General features: G+C 57.6%; 17 protein-coding genes. 5 read left to right on the top strand and 12 right to left on the bottom strand.

Annotated elements, in window-relative coordinates:
* Positions 1-24: 24 nt before the first annotated feature.
* Positions 25-537, bottom strand: a complete 513-nt coding sequence (def, locus tag KUC_RS02970) for a peptide deformylase (protein ID WP_007111610.1) — start codon at positions 535-537, stop codon at positions 25-27.
* A gap of 193 nt (positions 538-730) precedes the next feature.
* Here def and KUC_RS02965 point away from each other — a divergent pair, with 193 nt between their 5' ends.
* From KUC_RS02965 to aroE, 5 genes are all read left to right on the top strand, one after another.
* Entirely contained in the window at positions 731-1,576 is an 846-nt protein-coding gene (locus KUC_RS02965; protein WP_040479378.1) for a hypothetical protein, read from the top strand.
* A 36-nt stretch (positions 1,577-1,612) separates the two neighbouring features.
* Positions 1,613-2,749, top strand: a complete 1,137-nt coding sequence (gene dprA / locus KUC_RS02960; protein WP_007111608.1) for a DNA-processing protein DprA — start codon at positions 1,613-1,615, stop codon at positions 2,747-2,749.
* Positions 2,750-2,792: 43 nt separating this feature from the next.
* A complete protein-coding gene (tsaC, locus tag KUC_RS02955; RefSeq protein ID WP_007111607.1) occupies positions 2,793-3,350 on the top strand; it encodes an L-threonylcarbamoyladenylate synthase type 1 TsaC in 558 nt (185 codons plus the stop codon).
* An 86-nt stretch (positions 3,351-3,436) separates the two neighbouring features.
* Entirely contained in the window at positions 3,437-4,390 is a 954-nt protein-coding gene (gene hemF, locus KUC_RS02950; RefSeq protein ID WP_007111606.1) for an oxygen-dependent coproporphyrinogen oxidase, read from the top strand.
* Positions 4,387-5,208 carry a shikimate dehydrogenase gene (gene aroE, locus KUC_RS02945; protein WP_007111605.1) on the top strand — a complete coding sequence of 274 codons (822 nt, stop codon included), beginning with the start codon at positions 4,387-4,389 and terminating at the stop codon, positions 5,206-5,208. The genes hemF and aroE overlap by 4 nt, the downstream gene beginning before the upstream one ends.
* 78 nt (positions 5,209-5,286) lie before the next feature.
* Here the strand turns inward: aroE and KUC_RS02940 are convergent, their stop codons facing one another.
* From KUC_RS02940 to rlmN, 11 genes are all read right to left on the bottom strand, one after another.
* Positions 5,287-5,547, bottom strand: coding sequence for a hypothetical protein (locus KUC_RS02940; protein ID WP_007111604.1), 261 nt, complete (start codon positions 5,545-5,547; stop codon positions 5,287-5,289).
* Between the two features lie 18 nt (positions 5,548-5,565).
* A complete protein-coding gene (locus KUC_RS02935; protein ID WP_007111603.1) occupies positions 5,566-6,369 on the bottom strand; it encodes a M48 family metallopeptidase in 804 nt (267 codons plus the stop codon).
* Between the two features lie 178 nt (positions 6,370-6,547).
* Entirely contained in the window at positions 6,548-7,159 is a 612-nt protein-coding gene (locus tag KUC_RS02930; protein WP_007111602.1) for a hypothetical protein, read from the bottom strand.
* A gap of 223 nt (positions 7,160-7,382) precedes the next feature.
* Positions 7,383-8,786 (bottom strand): ribosome biogenesis GTPase Der, encoded by a 1,404-nt coding sequence (der, locus tag KUC_RS02925; protein ID WP_007111601.1) that lies wholly within the window; start codon positions 8,784-8,786, stop codon positions 7,383-7,385.
* Positions 8,783-9,952 carry an outer membrane protein assembly factor BamB gene (gene bamB, locus KUC_RS02920; protein WP_040479374.1) on the bottom strand — a complete coding sequence of 390 codons (1,170 nt, stop codon included), beginning with the start codon at positions 9,950-9,952 and terminating at the stop codon, positions 8,783-8,785. Before bamB ends, der begins: the two co-directional genes overlap by 4 nt.
* Complete coding sequence (locus tag KUC_RS02915) at positions 9,949-10,605, bottom strand: YfgM family protein (RefSeq protein ID WP_040479370.1); 657 nt, start codon at positions 10,603-10,605, stop codon at positions 9,949-9,951. The genes bamB and KUC_RS02915 overlap by 4 nt, the downstream gene beginning before the upstream one ends.
* A 67-nt stretch (positions 10,606-10,672) precedes the next feature.
* A complete protein-coding gene (gene hisS / locus KUC_RS02910) occupies positions 10,673-11,974 on the bottom strand; it encodes a histidine--tRNA ligase (protein ID WP_007111598.1) in 1,302 nt (433 codons plus the stop codon).
* 61 nt (positions 11,975-12,035) lie between these two features.
* Entirely contained in the window at positions 12,036-13,151 is a 1,116-nt protein-coding gene (gene ispG, locus KUC_RS02905) for a flavodoxin-dependent (E)-4-hydroxy-3-methylbut-2-enyl-diphosphate synthase (RefSeq protein ID WP_040479367.1), read from the bottom strand.
* 8 nt (positions 13,152-13,159) lie between these two features.
* Entirely contained in the window at positions 13,160-14,212 is a 1,053-nt protein-coding gene (locus tag KUC_RS02900) for a RodZ domain-containing protein (protein ID WP_007111596.1), read from the bottom strand.
* Between the two features lie 47 nt (positions 14,213-14,259).
* Positions 14,260-14,994 carry a type IV pilus biogenesis/stability protein PilW gene (gene pilW / locus KUC_RS02895; protein WP_007111595.1) on the bottom strand — a complete coding sequence of 245 codons (735 nt, stop codon included), beginning with the start codon at positions 14,992-14,994 and terminating at the stop codon, positions 14,260-14,262.
* Between the two features lie 140 nt (positions 14,995-15,134).
* Positions 15,135-16,334 (bottom strand): dual-specificity RNA methyltransferase RlmN, encoded by a 1,200-nt coding sequence (gene rlmN, locus KUC_RS02890; protein WP_007111594.1) that lies wholly within the window; start codon positions 16,332-16,334, stop codon positions 15,135-15,137.
* Positions 16,335-16,421 lie beyond the last annotated feature (87 nt).

The raw sequence follows: 16,421 nt of genomic DNA, 5'->3' as shown, positions 1-16,421 counted from the left end.
CTGAAATGTAAGTAGGAAAAAGGTTTAGGCGTCTTGGATCTGCTTATGGCGTTTCTGCATCTTCTTGAGGATACGGTTACGCTTCAGCGGAGACAGGTAGTCTACAAAGAGTACGCCTTCAAGATGGTCGTACTCGTGCTGAATACAGTGCGCCAGCAGACCCTCTGCCTCCAACTCGTAGGCCTCGCCATTGCGGTCCAGCGCATTAAGCTGCACTTTAAGAAAGCGCGGCACTTCGGCGTAGTACTCGGGAATCGACAGACAGCCTTCCGAAAGTGGCTCTTTCTCGTCGCCAATCGGGATATAGCGCGGGTTGATGAGCACCAGCGGCTGGGAGTTATCGTCGCTGACATCCATGACGACGACACGGCGATGGACATCGATCTGGGTCGCGGCTAGACCGATACCACGGGCGTCATACATGGTCTCCAGCATATCGTCGACGAGCTTGCGTACCTCATCATCGACGGTTTCCACCGCGGCAGCCTTGGTGCGCAGGCGCTCATCGGGGAATTCAAGAATAGGAAGTTTGGCCATGGCGTTACAATCACCGTTATGCTGAGTCTGAATTAAGTCAAGCTAGGCAGTGACGGGCGTCTTCTAGCTTAGGTACTTTATGATGGATCACTATACCATGCTGTCAATGTTTCTGGGCATCTGCGCCCGATACACATAGCCCGCATTCATGACGCTCAACATCGCAGTTATTCATCCTACTGGGGAGAGCCGTATGCCAGCGAGACAACACGTCTATCGCGGAGGTTTTAGCGCACTACTGCTGTCGGCCGTTATGCTGTTGAGCATTGATGCCGCTGGTTGGGAGCGTGATCAGAAGGTGGTCAAACTCTCGCCGCAGGTACGTACCTTTCCCCATCGTGAAGCGATCGAGCCAATCGCCTTGGAGGAAGCGCGGGCCTTTCTGCGTGAGCACCGTGTTGTGAATGATGCCGAGGCGTTGCAGGAACTGGCTTATGTAGTGGCGGGAGATGATCGCCGCCTGATCAGTGGTGCAGGGGACCGGTTATACGTGCGTGGCGATGTGCCGCGCCATGGCCAGTTGGGCATCTATCGGCAGTCGGACCCCTACCTAGCATTGGATGGCACGCCACTTGGCTTAGAGTTGATTAACGTGGGTGTCGCCCGCCATATCAGTAGTGAAGGGGATATTGCGCAGCTTGAAGTCGTTAGCTCTCACCAGGAAGTGCGCACGAACGATATTATTTTACCGCTGGAGGAGCGCGAACTGGGCAGTGAATTTATCCCCCGCACGCCGCTCAATGCCGTCGAAGGTCATATTATTGCTGTTCCAGGTGGCGTGCGCTTTATTGGCCGCTTGCAGATCGTTACGCTGGATATCGGCACCCTGGATGGCTTGCAGGCGGGGCATGTACTGCGAGTCAATCAACAGGGTGAACTGATCAATGACCCACGCACCCAGGAACTGGTTCAACTGCCCGGCTCGGAAGCGGGAGCCGTGATGGTGTTTAAGCCCTATGATCAGGTCAGCTATGCCTTGGTGATGCAGGCGTCGCGGGTGCTAGAAGTGGGCGATCGAGTTGAGTCATCGGCTAATTAGCGGGTGGCAAAAAAAACGCGTTTACAAGGAGGTAGTATGGATGCCCAGGCGTGGCTGGTGATCAATGCGTTGCCGAGTATGGGGGCGCTGCGTATCGCGCAACTATTAGCCCGTCAGCCGCAGTGGCCAGAAGGCTGGCTGGCAGCACTACCGAGCCGTGCAGCCAGCGAGTTGCGCCTGTGGCTTGAACATCCCACCCGCAGCCCGTTGCAAAAGGTGATTGATGAAACCCAGGCGTGGCAGCAAAGTGGCCCAAGTCGCCACGTATTGCATCGCGACCACCCCGCTTGGCCTGCACTGCTAAATGAATTGCCCGATCCGCCCGTAGTGCTCTGGGCCCAGGGCGATCTTGGCGCCCTGGAAGGCCCCAAGCTTGCCATGGTAGGTACTCGTCGCCCCACCGGCGAAGGCACCCATAACGCCCAAACCTTTGCCCGGGATCTCGCCTACCGCGGCTGGTGTGTGGTCAGTGGTATGGCGTTAGGGGTTGATGGCGTTGCCCAGCGTGCAGCCCTGAATGCGAAAGGCCGCACGATCGGAGTCCTTGGCTGCGGCGTGGATGTGATCTATCCCGCCTCGAATCGTGATCTCTATGACCAGCTTGGTCGCCTGCCCGGCGGGCTGCTGTTGTCCGAGCATCCTCCTGGTACGCGGGCTCGTCCGGCATTTTTTCCGCGCCGTAATAGAATCGTAACTGGCCTCTCGCTCGGCACGCTAGTGGTCGAAGCAACCGAAAAAAGCGGCTCGCTGGTCAGTGCACGGCTCACCTTGGAACAAAATCGTGAGCTGTTTGTGCTGCCCGGTTCGCTGCACAACGTCCAGGCCCGCGGCTGCTTGGCACTATTGCGTCAGGGCAGTACTCATCTGGCCTGCAGCGTCGACGACATCATTACTGATCTCGGCCACTGGGCGGAGGCGTTTATCCCGCCCGACGCCGCTATTCAGCAACCCTTATGGGAGACGGCAGAAAAATCGACCAAAGAAGAGCCATTGCCTGAAAGCTTACCCGATTCATTATTAACGTCTCTATCGGCCACGCCAACGCCTATCGACACGCTGGTAGCGTCTACTGGCACATCGGTCAGCGACTGCCAGCAGCGGCTGCTGATGCTTGAGTTGGAGGGCTGGGTAAGCCAGCAAGCGGGAGGCTGGGTGCGGTTGCCGCGGCCATGATAGGATAAAACCCTTAAAGGCCTGTTAGCCGTGAGGAGAGACCATGAGTTTGGCGACCGATCTAGCCCCTGCGATTAGCGCGCTGCGTAGTGGGGGAGTGATTGCCTGCCCCACCGAAGCGGTTTGGGGGCTTAGCTGCGACCCCGAAAACGATGCAGCCTTAGCCCAGCTAATGCGTATGAAAGAGCGCGACCCCGCCAAGGGGGTCATCCTTGTCGCCGCAAATATCGAGCAGTTCCAACCCTGGTTGAGCCAGCTTCCACTCGCGATGCATGCGCCCCTTGCGGCAAGCTGGCCGGGGCCTAATACCTGGCTGGTGCCTGACTATGGCCGCAGCCATGGGCTGGTGCGAGGCGCCCACGAGCGGGTAGCGCTACGAGTCACCGACCATCCGGTGATGAAAGCCCTGTGTGAAGCCTTTGGTGGCCCGCTGGTATCCACCTCGGCCAACCGTTCGGGCGAACCGCCCGCGATGAGTGCCGCCGAGATCACTGAAATCTTTGCTGATGAAGTGGCCCATGTGGTGCAAGGCGAGCTAGGCGGCAATGCCAAACCCAGCACCATCAGAGATTTAGCCACCGGTAAAATCATGCGCCCCTAGCAGCCGCTCAACGCACCATTCACTATTCACCGATTACGACTCACTATTCACCCATTCCTACTCACCAATGCCCCCCAGGAGTTACCGTGGCCCACGAGCACCTTGATGACGTTAAACGCTACCTTCTTGATCTGCAGGATCGGCTCTGCGCTGGATTGGCGGAGGCCGATGGGTCTGCACAGTTCCAAGAAGATAGCTGGGAGCGAGCAGAGGGCGGCGGTGGTCGATCACGGGTGATGACCAATGGCGGCGTGTTTGAAAAAGGCGGCGTCAACTTCTCCCATGTGTATGGCACCCAGTTACCGCCTTCGGCCACCGCCGCGCGTCCTGAACTGACCGGGCGTAGCTTTCACGCGGTGGGTGTCTCCTGGGTACTACACCCGGAAAACCCCCATGTGCCCACCAGTCATGGCAATGTGCGCTTCTTTATTGCCGAGAAAGTCGGTGAGCCGCCGGTGTGGTGGTTTGGTGGTGGCTTTGACTTAACGCCGTTTTATCCCGTGCTGGAAGACGTGGTGCACTGGCACCGGGTGGCAAAAGCCGCCTGCGCCCCCTTTGGCGACGACGTTTATGCGCGCTATAAAGCCTGGTGCGACGAGTACTTCTACCTCAAGCACCGCGGAGAAACCCGCGGCGTAGGCGGGTTGTTTTTCGATGACCTAAACGAAGGCGAATTTGCCGAGTGCTTTGCCGTTCAGCGCGCGGTGGGCGACAGCTTCTTAGAGGCTTATTTACCCATCGTTGAGCGCCGTAAAAATGACGCCTGGGGGGAACGTGAGCGCGATTTTCAACTCTACCGCCGTGGCCGCTACGTGGAATTCAACTTGGTGTGGGATCGTGGCACGCTGTTTGGGCTACAGAGCGGCGGGCGTACGGAGTCAATTTTGATGTCGATGCCGCCAATGGCGCGCTGGGAGTACGCCTTTGAGCCCGAGCCCGGCAGTGCCGAAGCGCGTTTGCAGGATTTCTTACACCCCCGCGACTGGCTCGGCGAATACACCGAGGATGCAGTTCATAGATATTGCGGAGAGCCATCATGATCGATCGTTACTGCGTGTTTGGCAACCCTATCAAGCACTCCAAATCCCCGCAGATCCACGCTGAGTTTGCCCATCAAACCCAGCAAGCGCTTGAGTATACCGCCGAAGAAGCACCGCTGGATGGCTTCGCCGGTGCCTGGCGGGCGTTTAACGACGCGGGCGGGCGTGGCGCCAATGTTACCGTGCCGTTCAAGGGCGATGCCTATGCGTTGTGCGACACCCTGAGCCACCGCGCCCGTCGTGCAGGGGCGGTGAATACACTGATTCTGGGCGGCAATGGCCGTACCTACGGCGATACTACCGATGGCATTGGCCTAGTGCGCGATTTGGCTTATCACCGCGTGGCGTTGGCGGGAAAGCGTATTTTGGTGATAGGCGCCGGTGGTGCCGTGCGCGGCATTCTGGAGCCCCTGCTTGCCGAGCAGCCCAGCGAACTCGTCGTGGTCAATCGCACCGCAGCCAAAGCCGAGCAGTTGGCCAGCGATTTTGCTGATCTGGGGCCTATCACTGGCGGCGGTTTTGACACTATTGATGGTACGTTTGATGTGGTGATTAACGGCACCAGCGCAAGCCTTTCAGGCGACTTACCGCCGCTACCTGATACGTTGTTTAATACCAACGCCTGGGCCTACGACATGATGTACGGGGCCGAGCCGACGGTATTTTTACAATGGGCCGGACCTCGTGGTGCGAAGCTACTTGACGGCTTAGGTATGCTGGTAGAGCAGGCCGCCGAGTCGTTTTTTCTGTGGCGCAATGTACGCCCCGAAACCGCGCCTGTGCGCGAAATGCTGCGCCAGTCGCTTAACTATTCATAGCTGCACCAGTTAACGCTACTAAAAAACGGGGGTGGATAGTGTATGCGCCCCCGCTTTTATTTATGCCGCTAAAATGCTTCACTTAGCCCGCTTAACGTATAGTCCCACCGTGCACATCACCAGCCCCACCACCGAGAGCAGCATGCCGCCATTGACTAACAGCGGCGAGCGCTCAAGCCAGGAGACGAATGGTTGCTGGGCGTCTCTACAGACACTCTCGATATAGTCCCAATGTCCGCCATCAAGCTGGCAAGCGCGGACATCGTTGAGCTCCCAGAAATACACGCCCATCAGTACAAATAGCGGCAGCACCAGCAGCAGTAATCCCAATCGAATCATCTAAACCTCATAGAGCCGTTAAGGACGCGGGCAGTTGGGCGTACGTCCACTATTGCGGGCCTGCTCATAGCGGGCCAGGGCTTGATCCATATTGCCTTGCAGGCCTTGAATGCGCTGGCCTTGGCCGGGGTGAGTCGACATCCACTCTGGGGGCGCACCGCCGCCTGTCGCTGCCTGCATGTTTTCCCATAGCGTCACGCTTTCACGCGGGTCGAAACCTGCTTGCGCCATTAGCTCTAGGCCAATCACATCAGCTTCACTCTCATGGGCCCGGGAGAAGGGCAGTACGATGCCGTACTGCGCGCCCATACCGAGTACGCCCATCAACTGCTGGCCACCAGCGGACTGCATGCCGGAAGTACTGGAAATAACCGACAGGCCTAACGAGGTGGCGCTCTCGGTTGAGGCGCGTTCATTGGCATGGTTGGCCAACACGTGACCAATTTCGTGGCCAATCACGGAAGCAAGCTGGTCTTGGGTAGTGGCAATATCCAGCATGCCGGTATTCACTCCCATATAGCCGCCGGGGAGAGCAAAGGCATTAGGCTGCTCGGATTCAAACACGCGGATTTGCCAGTCTAACTGTTGCTGCTTTGCGGGGAGTTCCGCCACGATGGCATCGGCAATACACTGCACATAGCGCTGACTAGCTTGACCAGCGGTGGGAAGCTGCTGCTGATATTGAGAAAATGCCTGACGGCCCATTTCATTGAGTTCACCATCAGAGAGCAGCAGCAGTTGCGAGCGCCCGGTGGGCGAGGTGGTACAAGCGGCGATAGACGTACATAAAGCGGTTACAGCGAGAAGGCGAAGCCAGCGCATGAGTCGGTTTCCTTATAGACGAAAGAGTTTCTTGCACACAAGATAACCGCTGATAGCAGTAAATCAATCCCCCATCATAACCCACCTAGAGGATGAGCATGGATGCTGAATTGACCACTCCCCTGTGAACCAAGGCTAGGCCGCAGACGATTGGCTGCAAGCTCCTAGTCACAAACCCTTAGCGCTGGGGTACTAACTGCCCATCGGCGCCTACGTTTAGGCGAATGGTGGGCGTCAACAAACCTGCAGGAAGCCGCATGCCTAAACCGCGCAGATCGCCTGGCGTGATAGCCAGTTGACTGCCGGCCGGTAGCTCGCCTTGGGAGGCCAACTGGCTGGCAAGCTCCAGCATGGGGGCCATGCGTTGGGTATCAGTGGCGAGTACATCAAAGGCAACCGGCAGGCGTAAATTGGCATCATCACCGGAGGTCAGCATGACGTCTTGCTCATAGTTACCCTGCACAGGGTCGACACCAGGCATATCCAACGACCAGCGAAAGCCTGACATCTCCACCGGGGGCATACCTGCGGGTAAGCCCAGCCCCATGGCAATGGTGGCCTGAATAGGCAGGCTACCGGCGCCAAGGCTGGAAGCAATCAGGCTGGTTAAGTCGCTGGTGTCTAACCCCGCGTTCATGCTGTAAGGGCCAATACGAACATCCTCGACCCCCAGGGAAGTCACTGCCAAACGAAACGCAAACAAGCCGGTTTGGGGCAGAGCGAGACAACCCGTGAGTAGGCTAGCAACGCCAAGCATGGTAAGCCATCGCCAGTAGCGAGCATAAAGCATAAGACTCCCCTTAAGTAGGGCGTAGTAGTGGGGTAACGATGCAGAGTATAAGGTGCTGATGTTAACTTGTTAGGTACAGTCTAATAAGCGCGGCTATTTGAGGGCTGAAGCCATGTTCTGTCAAGAGAATTTGTGCGTTCAGGCGCCTATTTAGGCTAGAACCAAAACGCCCGCTTGACGGTGCAAACGGGCGAATTTAAATAGCGATAAGCTACTAAAGCGATCAGCGACGGCTTTTGCGCGCCTCTTTGGTGCGGTTAAGCTCGCGCTTTTTGGCCTTCTCTTTGTCGCTGGCGCCTGCCATATCGTCGAACGGGTTGCTGCCCGAGCGAAACTCAAAGCGTATCGGCGTGCCGCGTACTTTTAGCACCTTGCGGAAGGTGTTGGTCAGGTAGCGGCGGTAGGCTTCGGGTAGCGACTCGGTTTGGTTGCCGTGCACGACGATAATCGGCGGGTTGCTGCCGCCCTGGTGGGCCATGCGCAGTTTAATGCGCCGCCCGTGTACCATTGGCGGTGGGTTTTGGCTTACCGCGTCCTGGAGCAAGGTGGTTAGGCGGTTGGTCGACCAGTGGGCGTTAGCGGCGTCAAAGGCGCGATCAATCGAGGGGTAGAGATCACCCACCGCCGTGCCGTGCAGGGCAGAGATAAAGTGCAGCTCGGCGTAATCGGCAAAGCCTAGGCGGCGCTTCACCTCGGTGCGCATCTTATCCTTGGCCTCGGTCTCCAGGCCATCCCACTTATTCACCGCCAGCACCAGCGCACGACCGGTGGTTAATACGTAGTCGAGCAGATGCAGATCCTGCTCCACCAAGCCGCTGGAGCCATCCAGCACCATGATAACGACATGGGACTCTTTGATCGCATCCAGGGTTTTGATGATAGAGAACTTCTCGGTGACTTCCCGGATATTCTTACGCCGCCGGATGCCTGCGGTATCGATCAGTACGTAGGGCTTGCCGCGGCGTTCGAAGGGAATTTCGATGGCATCGCGGGTGGTGCCCGCTTCATCAAAGACCACCACGCGTTCTTCGCCCAGCAGGCGATTGACCAAGGTCGATTTGCCCACGTTGGGGCGGCCAATCACGCTGATGCGCACGCCTTTGCTGCCGGTATCCGCAGGGATGCTGGCATCGCGCTCGGGAAACGGCTCAAGTACCACGTCGATCAGGGTAGACACATTGCGCCCGTGGGCGGCAGCAATCGGCCAGGGGTCGCCTAGCCCCAACGACCAGAAATCGCCCATCGCCGAGTGCTCTTCCAGCCCGTCGGTTTTATTCACCACCAGCCAGGTTTTTTTCTGGTTAACCCGTAGGTGATTGGCAATCGCCTGGTCAGCAGCGATAAGACCAGCGCGGGCATCGACCATAAACAGTACAATATCGGCTTCATCAATGGCGGCGAGTGACTGCTCCGCCATGGCGGCGTCAATGCCGTCTTCGTCACCGCTAATACCGCCGGTATCGATCACCGTATAGACTTTATCGCCCAGCATGCCATTGCCGTACTTGCGGTCGCGGGTGAGGCCAGGAAAATCGGCCACCAGTGCATCACGCGAGCGCGTTAGGCGGTTAAACAACGTCGATTTGCCCACATTGGGGCGACCGACTAAAGCAATGACGGGTGTCATGGAGTGACTTCCAGGGTTTCCAGGCGACCATTGTTGGCCTGGACATGAATGGTGCTGCCTTCAGTGACCGGGCGTAAGCTGATGCCCGAGCTGTGCACGCGAGTGCGACCCACGATATCGCCTTCGCGAGCGTCGATCAGGTGAAGATAACCTTCAAAATCACCGAAAACCAAGCGGCCAGCGGCGAAGGCCGGGGCCGTCAGCCAACGATCTTCTAAATCGTCATTGCGCCAAATTTCGCGGCCGCTGTTAGCGTCGAGGGCGACAATCTGGCTGTCATCGGTGACCACAAACAGGAAGTCGCCGACCAGAATTGGGGTATGGCGACTGGACAGATCCGCTTCCCACAGCACGTCGCCTTGGGTGGCTTCCAGCGCAACCACACGGCCGTTATAACTGGTCACAAACAGGCGTCCATCGGGACTGATGATCGGCTGGCCGGAAAGATCGACCAAGCGATCCACTTCGCTACGCCCACGCGGGGTGGCAATCTGCATATCCCATAGCGGCTGGCCGCTGCGGTTATCCAGCGTTGCCAGACGGCCGTTGGCTAGGCCAACAAAGCTAACCGGATCAATGACCATCGGCGTACCGGTGCCGCGCAGGGTGAGTGAAGGTTGCGAACTGGTGTATACCCAACGCTCTTCACCGCTGGCACGATCCAAGGCAGTAACGCGGCCATCGACACTTTGTACGACCAGCAGTTGTTGGTTGGCCTGGGGCGCGGCGAGCACTTCGCTGGATACCCGCGTGCGCCAGTTCTCGCTACCATCGCGCTGATCCAGAGAGATGACTGCGCCGTTACCGGTGGCCAGATAAACCTGACCGGCAATCGCCGTTAACGCGCTGGAAAGAGTAGTATCAAGGTCGATTTTCCACTCTACCTCGCCGCTATTGGCATCCATCGCCATCACCACACCTTCGACATCTGCCGCGAACACAGTGTTACCTTCACGGGAAGGTGCGATGGGGTAACGGGCATGGCCCAAGCCACCACCCACGTTACGTCGCCACTGAGTTTCTAGCGAGGATGTTTCGTTGAAACTGCGCAGCTCTTTTGGGGTATAAGCAGGCTCACCTTTACTCGCGCAACCGACTAGCAGTGCTAGCGACAGCGCGCCCAAGCTTGCTCTTACTAGTTGTTTCGTTGGGATACCAAAAGTCATTGTGTCGCCTCCTCAGCGCCGAGATCGTCAAGCTTGAACTGCACGCCGTAAAGCGGCTGGTCTTGGGTTTGTGCCAGTTCCAGGGCGGTTTCCCATGCATCGCGGGCCGCCGGAGTGTCGCCTTGGGCGAAGAATGCATCGCCGCGTACGTTGGCCCGTTGGGCCGCTAGCGCATCGCTAATCGGCTTGTCTAACAGCGTCAATGCCTGGGTCGGATTGCCGTCGGCGAGCTCAACACGGGCCAAACGCAGCCACGCCAGGCTCTGCACATAGCGGCGCGAGGAGTCGGCAGCGTTTTCCAGTGCGGTGCGTGCGCCTTCCAAATTACCTTGCTGAACAGCCAGGCGTGCATCAAGCAGTAGGGCGAGTTCCGCGTAGAGCGTATTGCCATGTTCGTCGGTCAGTTCGCTGACCATTTCCCGCGCGCTGGCTAGTTGCTCTTCGTCAAGCTCATTGCCAGCGGTCATGTTAACCAGCTGTTGATAGCGCATGGAGGCCGCTTCGGCTTGGCCTTGCTGATAGTTCTGCCAGGCATTCCAGCCGAATACCCCAGCCGCCGCCAAGACAGCGCCTGCAATCAACGACATGCCGTTCTCTTTCCACCAGCGCTTGACAGCGTCTAGCTGTTCTTCTTCGCTTCTCAGCTCCACCACGGGCGGGCTCCTTTCTTCTAAAGTCGTTTGTTTAGACCGTCGCATGCAAGCAGGCAGCCTGCAGGGCTTATGCGTTAGCCGTTAAAAGCTCGCCCAGCGTGCGGCCTAATGCGGCTTGAGGAACGCTTTGCTGCTCACGGCCATCGCGCAAAAATTTGACCGTCGCCGATTGCGCCGCGATTTCATCTTCACCAATCAGTATGGCCATCGAAGCAGTGCTCTTGTCGGCTTTTTTGATTCGGCTTTTAAAGCTGCCGCCGCCGCAATGAAGCTGCAGACGTAGTTCCGGCAGTTCTCCACGCAGTTGCTCGGCCAAGGTGATGGCGGCCGTTGTGGCGTTATCGTCCATCGGCAGCAGATAAACATCACAACCGCCGAGGGCATCATCGGGAATCAGCTCAAGGGTTTCGAGCAGCAAAATCAGCCGCTCAATGCCCATAGCAAAACCCACCGCCGGGGTCGGCTTGCCGCCCAGCTGTTCGACTAGACCGTCGTAGCGCCCGCCTGCGCAGACCGTACCCTGGCTGCCCAGGGCAGTAGTCGTCCACTCGAAGACGGTGCGGCAGTAGTAGTCTAACCCACGCACTAAGCGCGGATTGATCACATAGGCAATGCCTGCGGCCTCAAGCATCGTGGTGAGTTGCTCGAAGTGTTCCCGGGACTCGGCATCCAGGTGATCCATCAGCTGCGGCGCGGCATCGAGCATCTCAGCCATGGCTGGGTTCTTGGAGTCGAGAATACGCAGCGGATTACTGGTTAAGCGGCGCTTGGAGTCTTCATCAAGGAGATCATGGTGCTGCTCAAAATAGGCCACCAGCGTATCTCGGTAAGCCGCCCGCGCTTCAGATGAACCCAGCGAGTTAAGTTCCAGGGTAACGTGCTCCATTAGCCCTAGTTCTTGCCACAGGCGCGCTGAAAGCAGGATCACCTCGGCGTCGATATCCGGGCCATCAAAACCGAAGGTCTCGACGCCAATCTGGTGGAACTGGCGGTAGCGGCCTTTTTGCGGACGCTCGTAGCGAAACATCGGCCCCTGGTACCACAGCCGCTGGGTTTGGTTATACAGCAGGCCGTGCTCCATGGCCGCGCGCACGCAGCTGGCGGTGCCTTCAGGGCGTAGGGTCAAACTCTCGCTGTTGCGATCGTCGAAGGTATACATCTCTTTTTCGACGATATCGGTGACTTCACCGATAGAGCGCGCAAACAGCGCGGTTTGCTCAACGATAGGCGTGCGAATTTCATTAAAGCCGTAACGCAGCATCAACTGGCGTACTTTGGCTTCAAAAAACTGCCAGCGCGGGCTATCGCTGGGCAGTAGGTCGTTCATACCACGAATGGCTTGAATCTTTTTAACGGTGGACTTGCTCAAAGAAAACTCCTTATTCTGCCATCAGGCGTTGCTCGCCCAGGCTGGCAGCCAGCCCCAGCGGTTAAACGCTGCGGGCAATCATATCGTCTTGCTGCTGCTGTTTTTCGCGCACTTTATCGCGAATCAGCTGCTCCAGGTCATCTACCAAGTGGTCGTTGCGTAGCTTGCTGGCGGGCTTGCCGTCGATATACACCAAGTTTGCGGGACTGCCGCCGGTAAGGCCGATATCGGTCTCTTTGGCTTCGCCGGGGCCATTGACCACGCAGCCGATCACCGAAACGTTGAGCGGTGTCATCACGTCTTCTAGCCGCTCTTCAAGCTGGTTCATGGTGCTAATAACGTCAAAGTTCTGGCGTGAACAGCTGGGGCAGGCAATAAAGTTGATGCCTTTGGAGCGCAGCTTGAGGCTGCGCAGCATATCAAAGCCGACCTTGATCTCTTCCACAGGGTCCGCCGCTAGCGAGACCCGAATGGTGTCGCCGATGCCATCCATCAGCAGCATGCCCAGGCCAATCGACGACTTGACCGTGCCTGAACGCAGTCCACCCGCTTCGGTTATACCTAGGTGCAACGGCTGTTCGATGCGCGCAGCAAGGTCGCGATAGGCGGCTACTGCCATAAACACATCCGAAGCTTTGACGCTGACTTTGAAGTCGGGGAAATCGAGGCGATCAAGATAGTCGATGTGGCGCATGGCGGACTCCACCAGTGCCGCAGGCGTAGGCTCGCCATACTTCTTTTGCAGATCTTTTTCCAACGAACCGGCGTTGACGCCAATGCGGATCGGAATGCCATGGTCACGGGCTGCGCTAACTACCGCGCGAACGCGGTCTTCACGGCCAATATTGCCGGGGTTAATGCGCAGGCAGTCGACGCCGAGTTCAGCAACGCGCAGGGCGATTTTATAATCAAAATGTATATCGGCAACCAGCGGGACATTGACAAGTTTTTTAATCTGACCAAAGGTTTCAGCGGCGTCCATATCGGGTACCGAAACGCGAACGATATCTGCACCGGCTTTTTCCAACTGCTGGATTTGCGCCACGGTCGCGGCAACATCCAGCGTATTGGTGTTGGTCATGCTTTGAACGGCAATGGGGGCATCACCGCCCACCGCGACGTTTCCGACCTGGATCTGGCGGGAAAGGCGGCGTTTTATCGGAGAAGGGGCGTGCATAGGACGGGTCACTCTCCCAAGGTAAATCGGGCGACGTTGTTGGCGCCTGCGCGAGCGGAAAGGTCAACTTCCTCGCCTTGGTAGCGCAGTTCGACGCCGGTGGCATTACCCACGGTTAAACGAAACGGGGGCTCGCCCTCGACGGTGGTCGAGGAGCCGGGCGTTTGCAGGCCAACGAAGACGCGCTGGTTGGTGGCATCAAAAATTTCAGTCCAAGACTGCTCGTTAAACGTCAGCTCAAGCAGATTGGCATTGGCGTTTTGGGCGGCGGCAACGGTTTGCTCGCTATCAGCGCCATTGGGCACAGTACTATTCTCTTCACTATTATTCTCTGCGGTACTGCTGAGCTCATCATTTTCATTGGCAGCACTATTGTCGCTATCCTGTAGTGGCTCGTCTAGCCCAGCAATGGCGTCTGCGTCATCTTGCGGATCGGGGGCCTGGTCTTGTGAAACTGTAGGTGTAACGCGCGCAGCATCACTTTGCAGCGACGCGCTTTCGTCGCCACTGGTGAAGCTTGAACCAGCGCTTTCTTCAGTCTCAGCTGGTTCACTGGCCGACTCTGCGGGGGCGGTAGCGGTCTCTTCCGTGGAAGTGGAGCCAAAGCCCGGCGGCTCGTTACCTCCCCGGCTCTGCCACCACATAACAGTCACAGCGATAAGACCCACAATCACCAGCAGGGTAACCAGCTTAAACAACCAAGCGCCAATCCGAGAGGGCGGCCTGGCAGTCGAAACCGGCGAGACTTTGCGTTCAGTGTCGGCAGCGCCACTGCGGGCTTGATAAGCCTCAAGCACCAGTCGGTCATCCATCCCCAGGTATTTGGCGTAAGAGCGCAGGTAGCCGCGCCGATAAGCGGCGACAGGAATCTCTTGATAGTTATCCTGCTCAAGCCCCCCCACCACTGCGGGGCGCAGGTTTAACGCCCGGGCCGCATCGGCGAGTGGAATGCCGAGTTGCTCACGCTGGCGAGCCAACAATTCGCCGGGAGAGGCGCTAGTGCTTTGGTCGTTCGTGATAGGGCTATCAATGACGTTTTCTTGTGACTGTGTATCGCTCATGGCTGAGCATCCTTCATTAAATAAGCGGTGATCAGGGCGTCAATCAGTCAGTTGTTGCCAAGCAGACGCTGGTATTCGGCGGCGGCGCTATGCTCGCCGCGTGAATGAGCGATATCAACCGCCATTCTTAGCGCTGCTTGATCGGGGTCGGCGAGCTGTAAATAGGTTTGCAGCGGTGCCCAGGCCTGAGAGTAATTGCCCTGCGAATATTCGAGTTCAGCTAACATTAAATAGCCGCGTGAATTACGCGGATCAATACTTTGCGCGCGCTCCAACCGAGCGCGTGCTTTATCAAAATCTTCCAGCGCCAGGTAACACTGCCCTAAATTGGTAAATAGCTGGGCTCGGTTGGCGTACTGGGCATCTTCTGATGCGGTTTCTAACTGCTTACAGGCAGCGTCAAACTGGCCCTGACCGTACAAGAACGCCGCATAATTGTTGCGGGCTCGAGTGTAGTCAGGTTCGGCGTTCACCGCCTGTTGAAAATAGTCGTCGGCAAGCGCGCTTTCGCCCTGGCGTTGGTAGACCAGTGCCAGTGCTTGCAGCGCTTCTGCATGGCGTGGGGCAATTTCCAGCGCCCGATCCAATGCGTTGAGTGCGCGGGGAAGGTTGTTGCGCTCCAGATAGGCGACGCCAAGCTGAGTATAGGCGTCTGCTGCCGCGGGGTTGGCTTGCGGTGTAAGGTTGTTGGACGAGGCACAGCCGGCTAGCCACAAGCTACCGATAAGCACGGTGAGCATGGGCACCCGCGATGGGTGTTGGCGCCTGCGGTGAGCGATCATGTAAATCCTCGTGTGGTGAACGTCCAACTGCTAGTAAGGCAATACTGACAAGCAGCAGTGCTAAGCTAAATAAAAACCGTGACCATCAAAGCGCCGTGCCAAGCGGAAGTCAAGATAAGCCCGGTTTTCTACACTCCACCTTAGTCCGCATCGAGCTGTACCGACTGGATATAGCGCGCGCTGCGTTTGGTGCGGTCTTTCACGCGACCAACAAGCTGGCCGCAGGCGGCATCAATATCTTCACCTCGGGTCGTTCTCACCGTGGCGTTGTAGCCTAAATCATACAGCCACTGCTGAAAGCGCATAACCTGGTTCCGCGACGGTTTTTCGTACCCAGAGTTGGGGAACGGGTTAAACGGGATCAGGTTGATTTTACACGGCAGCTCTTTAAGCAATGCAGCAAGCTGCTCGGCGTGCTCCTGCTGATCGTTGACGTCTTTGATCAGCGTGTACTCAATGGTGACCTGACGATTATCCGGACACTTGGCAAGGTAGCGGTGGCAAGCATCCAGCAGCGCACGAATATTGTACTTGCGGTTGATGGGCACCAGTTCATTGCGCAACTCGTCCGTAGACGCATGCAGCGAAATCGCCAAGCTAACGTCCATTTCATCGCCAAGCTTGTCGATCATCGGCACCACGCCAGAGGTCGATAGCGTCACGCGGCGCTTGGAGAGGCCATAGCCGTTGTCGTCGAGCATCAGCTTCATGGCAGGCACAACGTTATCGAAGTTGAGCAACGGTTCGCCCATGCCCATCATCACCACGTTGGTCACCGGACGGTTCGCCGTATCCCGCCGCGGGCCAACGCTGCGCTGGGCGACCCATACCTGGCCGATAATTTCAGCAGCGGTTAAGTTGCGCTGAAACCCCTGCTTGCCGGTAGAGCAGAAGCTACAGTCCAGAGAGCAACCAACCTGGGAGGACACGCATAGCGTGCGGCGTTTACCGTTCTCCGCCGGGATCAGCACCGTCTCTACATAGCTGCTGTCCTCAACTTCCAGCACCCACTTACGCGTACCGTCGCTGGAAGTACCCTCATAAATCACCCCTGGGCCACGAATTTCTGCCAGCCGGGCCAGTTTTTCACGCAGCGGTTTAGAGAGATTCGTCATGGCAGCAAAGTCATCGCTGCCTTCCTGGTGAATCCACTTCATTAACTGCGCAGCACGGAACTTCTTTTCGCCGATCGACAAGAAGAAGGCTTCCATCTGCTCGCGGGACATGCCAAGCAGGTTTTGACGCTCAGGCGCCGCTTTTGTAGCAGGCGTACGGGCGGCGTCTGAGCTCTCGGCGTCAGTGCGTGGGGCGGGCGTATGTTGGGCTACATTGGTGGTCATGGCGGTCAGCGTTTTAGAAGAGGGCGGGGGACTGGCCCCCGCAAAATGGCCGGCAACGAAAGTTGAAACGGCGGCGCTACCTGAAAG

Origin of the sequence: Vreelandella boliviensis LC1 (assembly GCF_000236035.1) — a bacterium.
Lineage (GTDB): Bacteria > Pseudomonadota > Gammaproteobacteria > Pseudomonadales > Halomonadaceae > Vreelandella > Vreelandella boliviensis.
The sequence above is the reverse complement of the archived record's forward strand: the minus strand, read 5'-3'. Positions and strand labels throughout refer to the sequence as shown.

Coding starts and splice junctions, on each gene's coding strand:
- aroE (WP_007111605.1), top strand. CDS start 4,387: ATGATCGATCGTTACTGCGTGTTTGGCAACCCTATCAAGCACTCCAAA.
- KUC_RS02965 (WP_040479378.1), top strand. CDS start 731: ATGCCAGCGAGACAACACGTCTATCGCGGAGGTTTTAGCGCACTACTG.
- KUC_RS02935 (WP_007111603.1), bottom strand. CDS start 6,369: ATGCGCTGGCTTCGCCTTCTCGCTGTAACCGCTTTATGTACGTCTATC.
- KUC_RS02940 (WP_007111604.1), bottom strand. CDS start 5,547: ATGATTCGATTGGGATTACTGCTGCTGGTGCTGCCGCTATTTGTACTG.
- def (WP_007111610.1), bottom strand. CDS start 537: ATGGCCAAACTTCCTATTCTTGAATTCCCCGATGAGCGCCTGCGCACC.
- KUC_RS02900 (WP_007111596.1), bottom strand. CDS start 14,212: ATGAGCGATACACAGTCACAAGAAAACGTCATTGATAGCCCTATCACG.
- bamB (WP_040479374.1), bottom strand. CDS start 9,952: ATGACTTTTGGTATCCCAACGAAACAACTAGTAAGAGCAAGCTTGGGC.
- rlmN (WP_007111594.1), bottom strand. CDS start 16,334: ATGACCACCAATGTAGCCCAACATACGCCCGCCCCACGCACTGACGCC.
- KUC_RS02930 (WP_007111602.1), bottom strand. CDS start 7,159: ATGCTTTATGCTCGCTACTGGCGATGGCTTACCATGCTTGGCGTTGCT.
- tsaC (WP_007111607.1), top strand. CDS start 2,793: ATGAGTTTGGCGACCGATCTAGCCCCTGCGATTAGCGCGCTGCGTAGT.
- pilW (WP_007111595.1), bottom strand. CDS start 14,994: ATGATCGCTCACCGCAGGCGCCAACACCCATCGCGGGTGCCCATGCTC.
- dprA (WP_007111608.1), top strand. CDS start 1,613: ATGGATGCCCAGGCGTGGCTGGTGATCAATGCGTTGCCGAGTATGGGG.
- der (WP_007111601.1), bottom strand. CDS start 8,786: ATGACACCCGTCATTGCTTTAGTCGGTCGCCCCAATGTGGGCAAATCG.
- ispG (WP_040479367.1), bottom strand. CDS start 13,151: ATGCACGCCCCTTCTCCGATAAAACGCCGCCTTTCCCGCCAGATCCAG.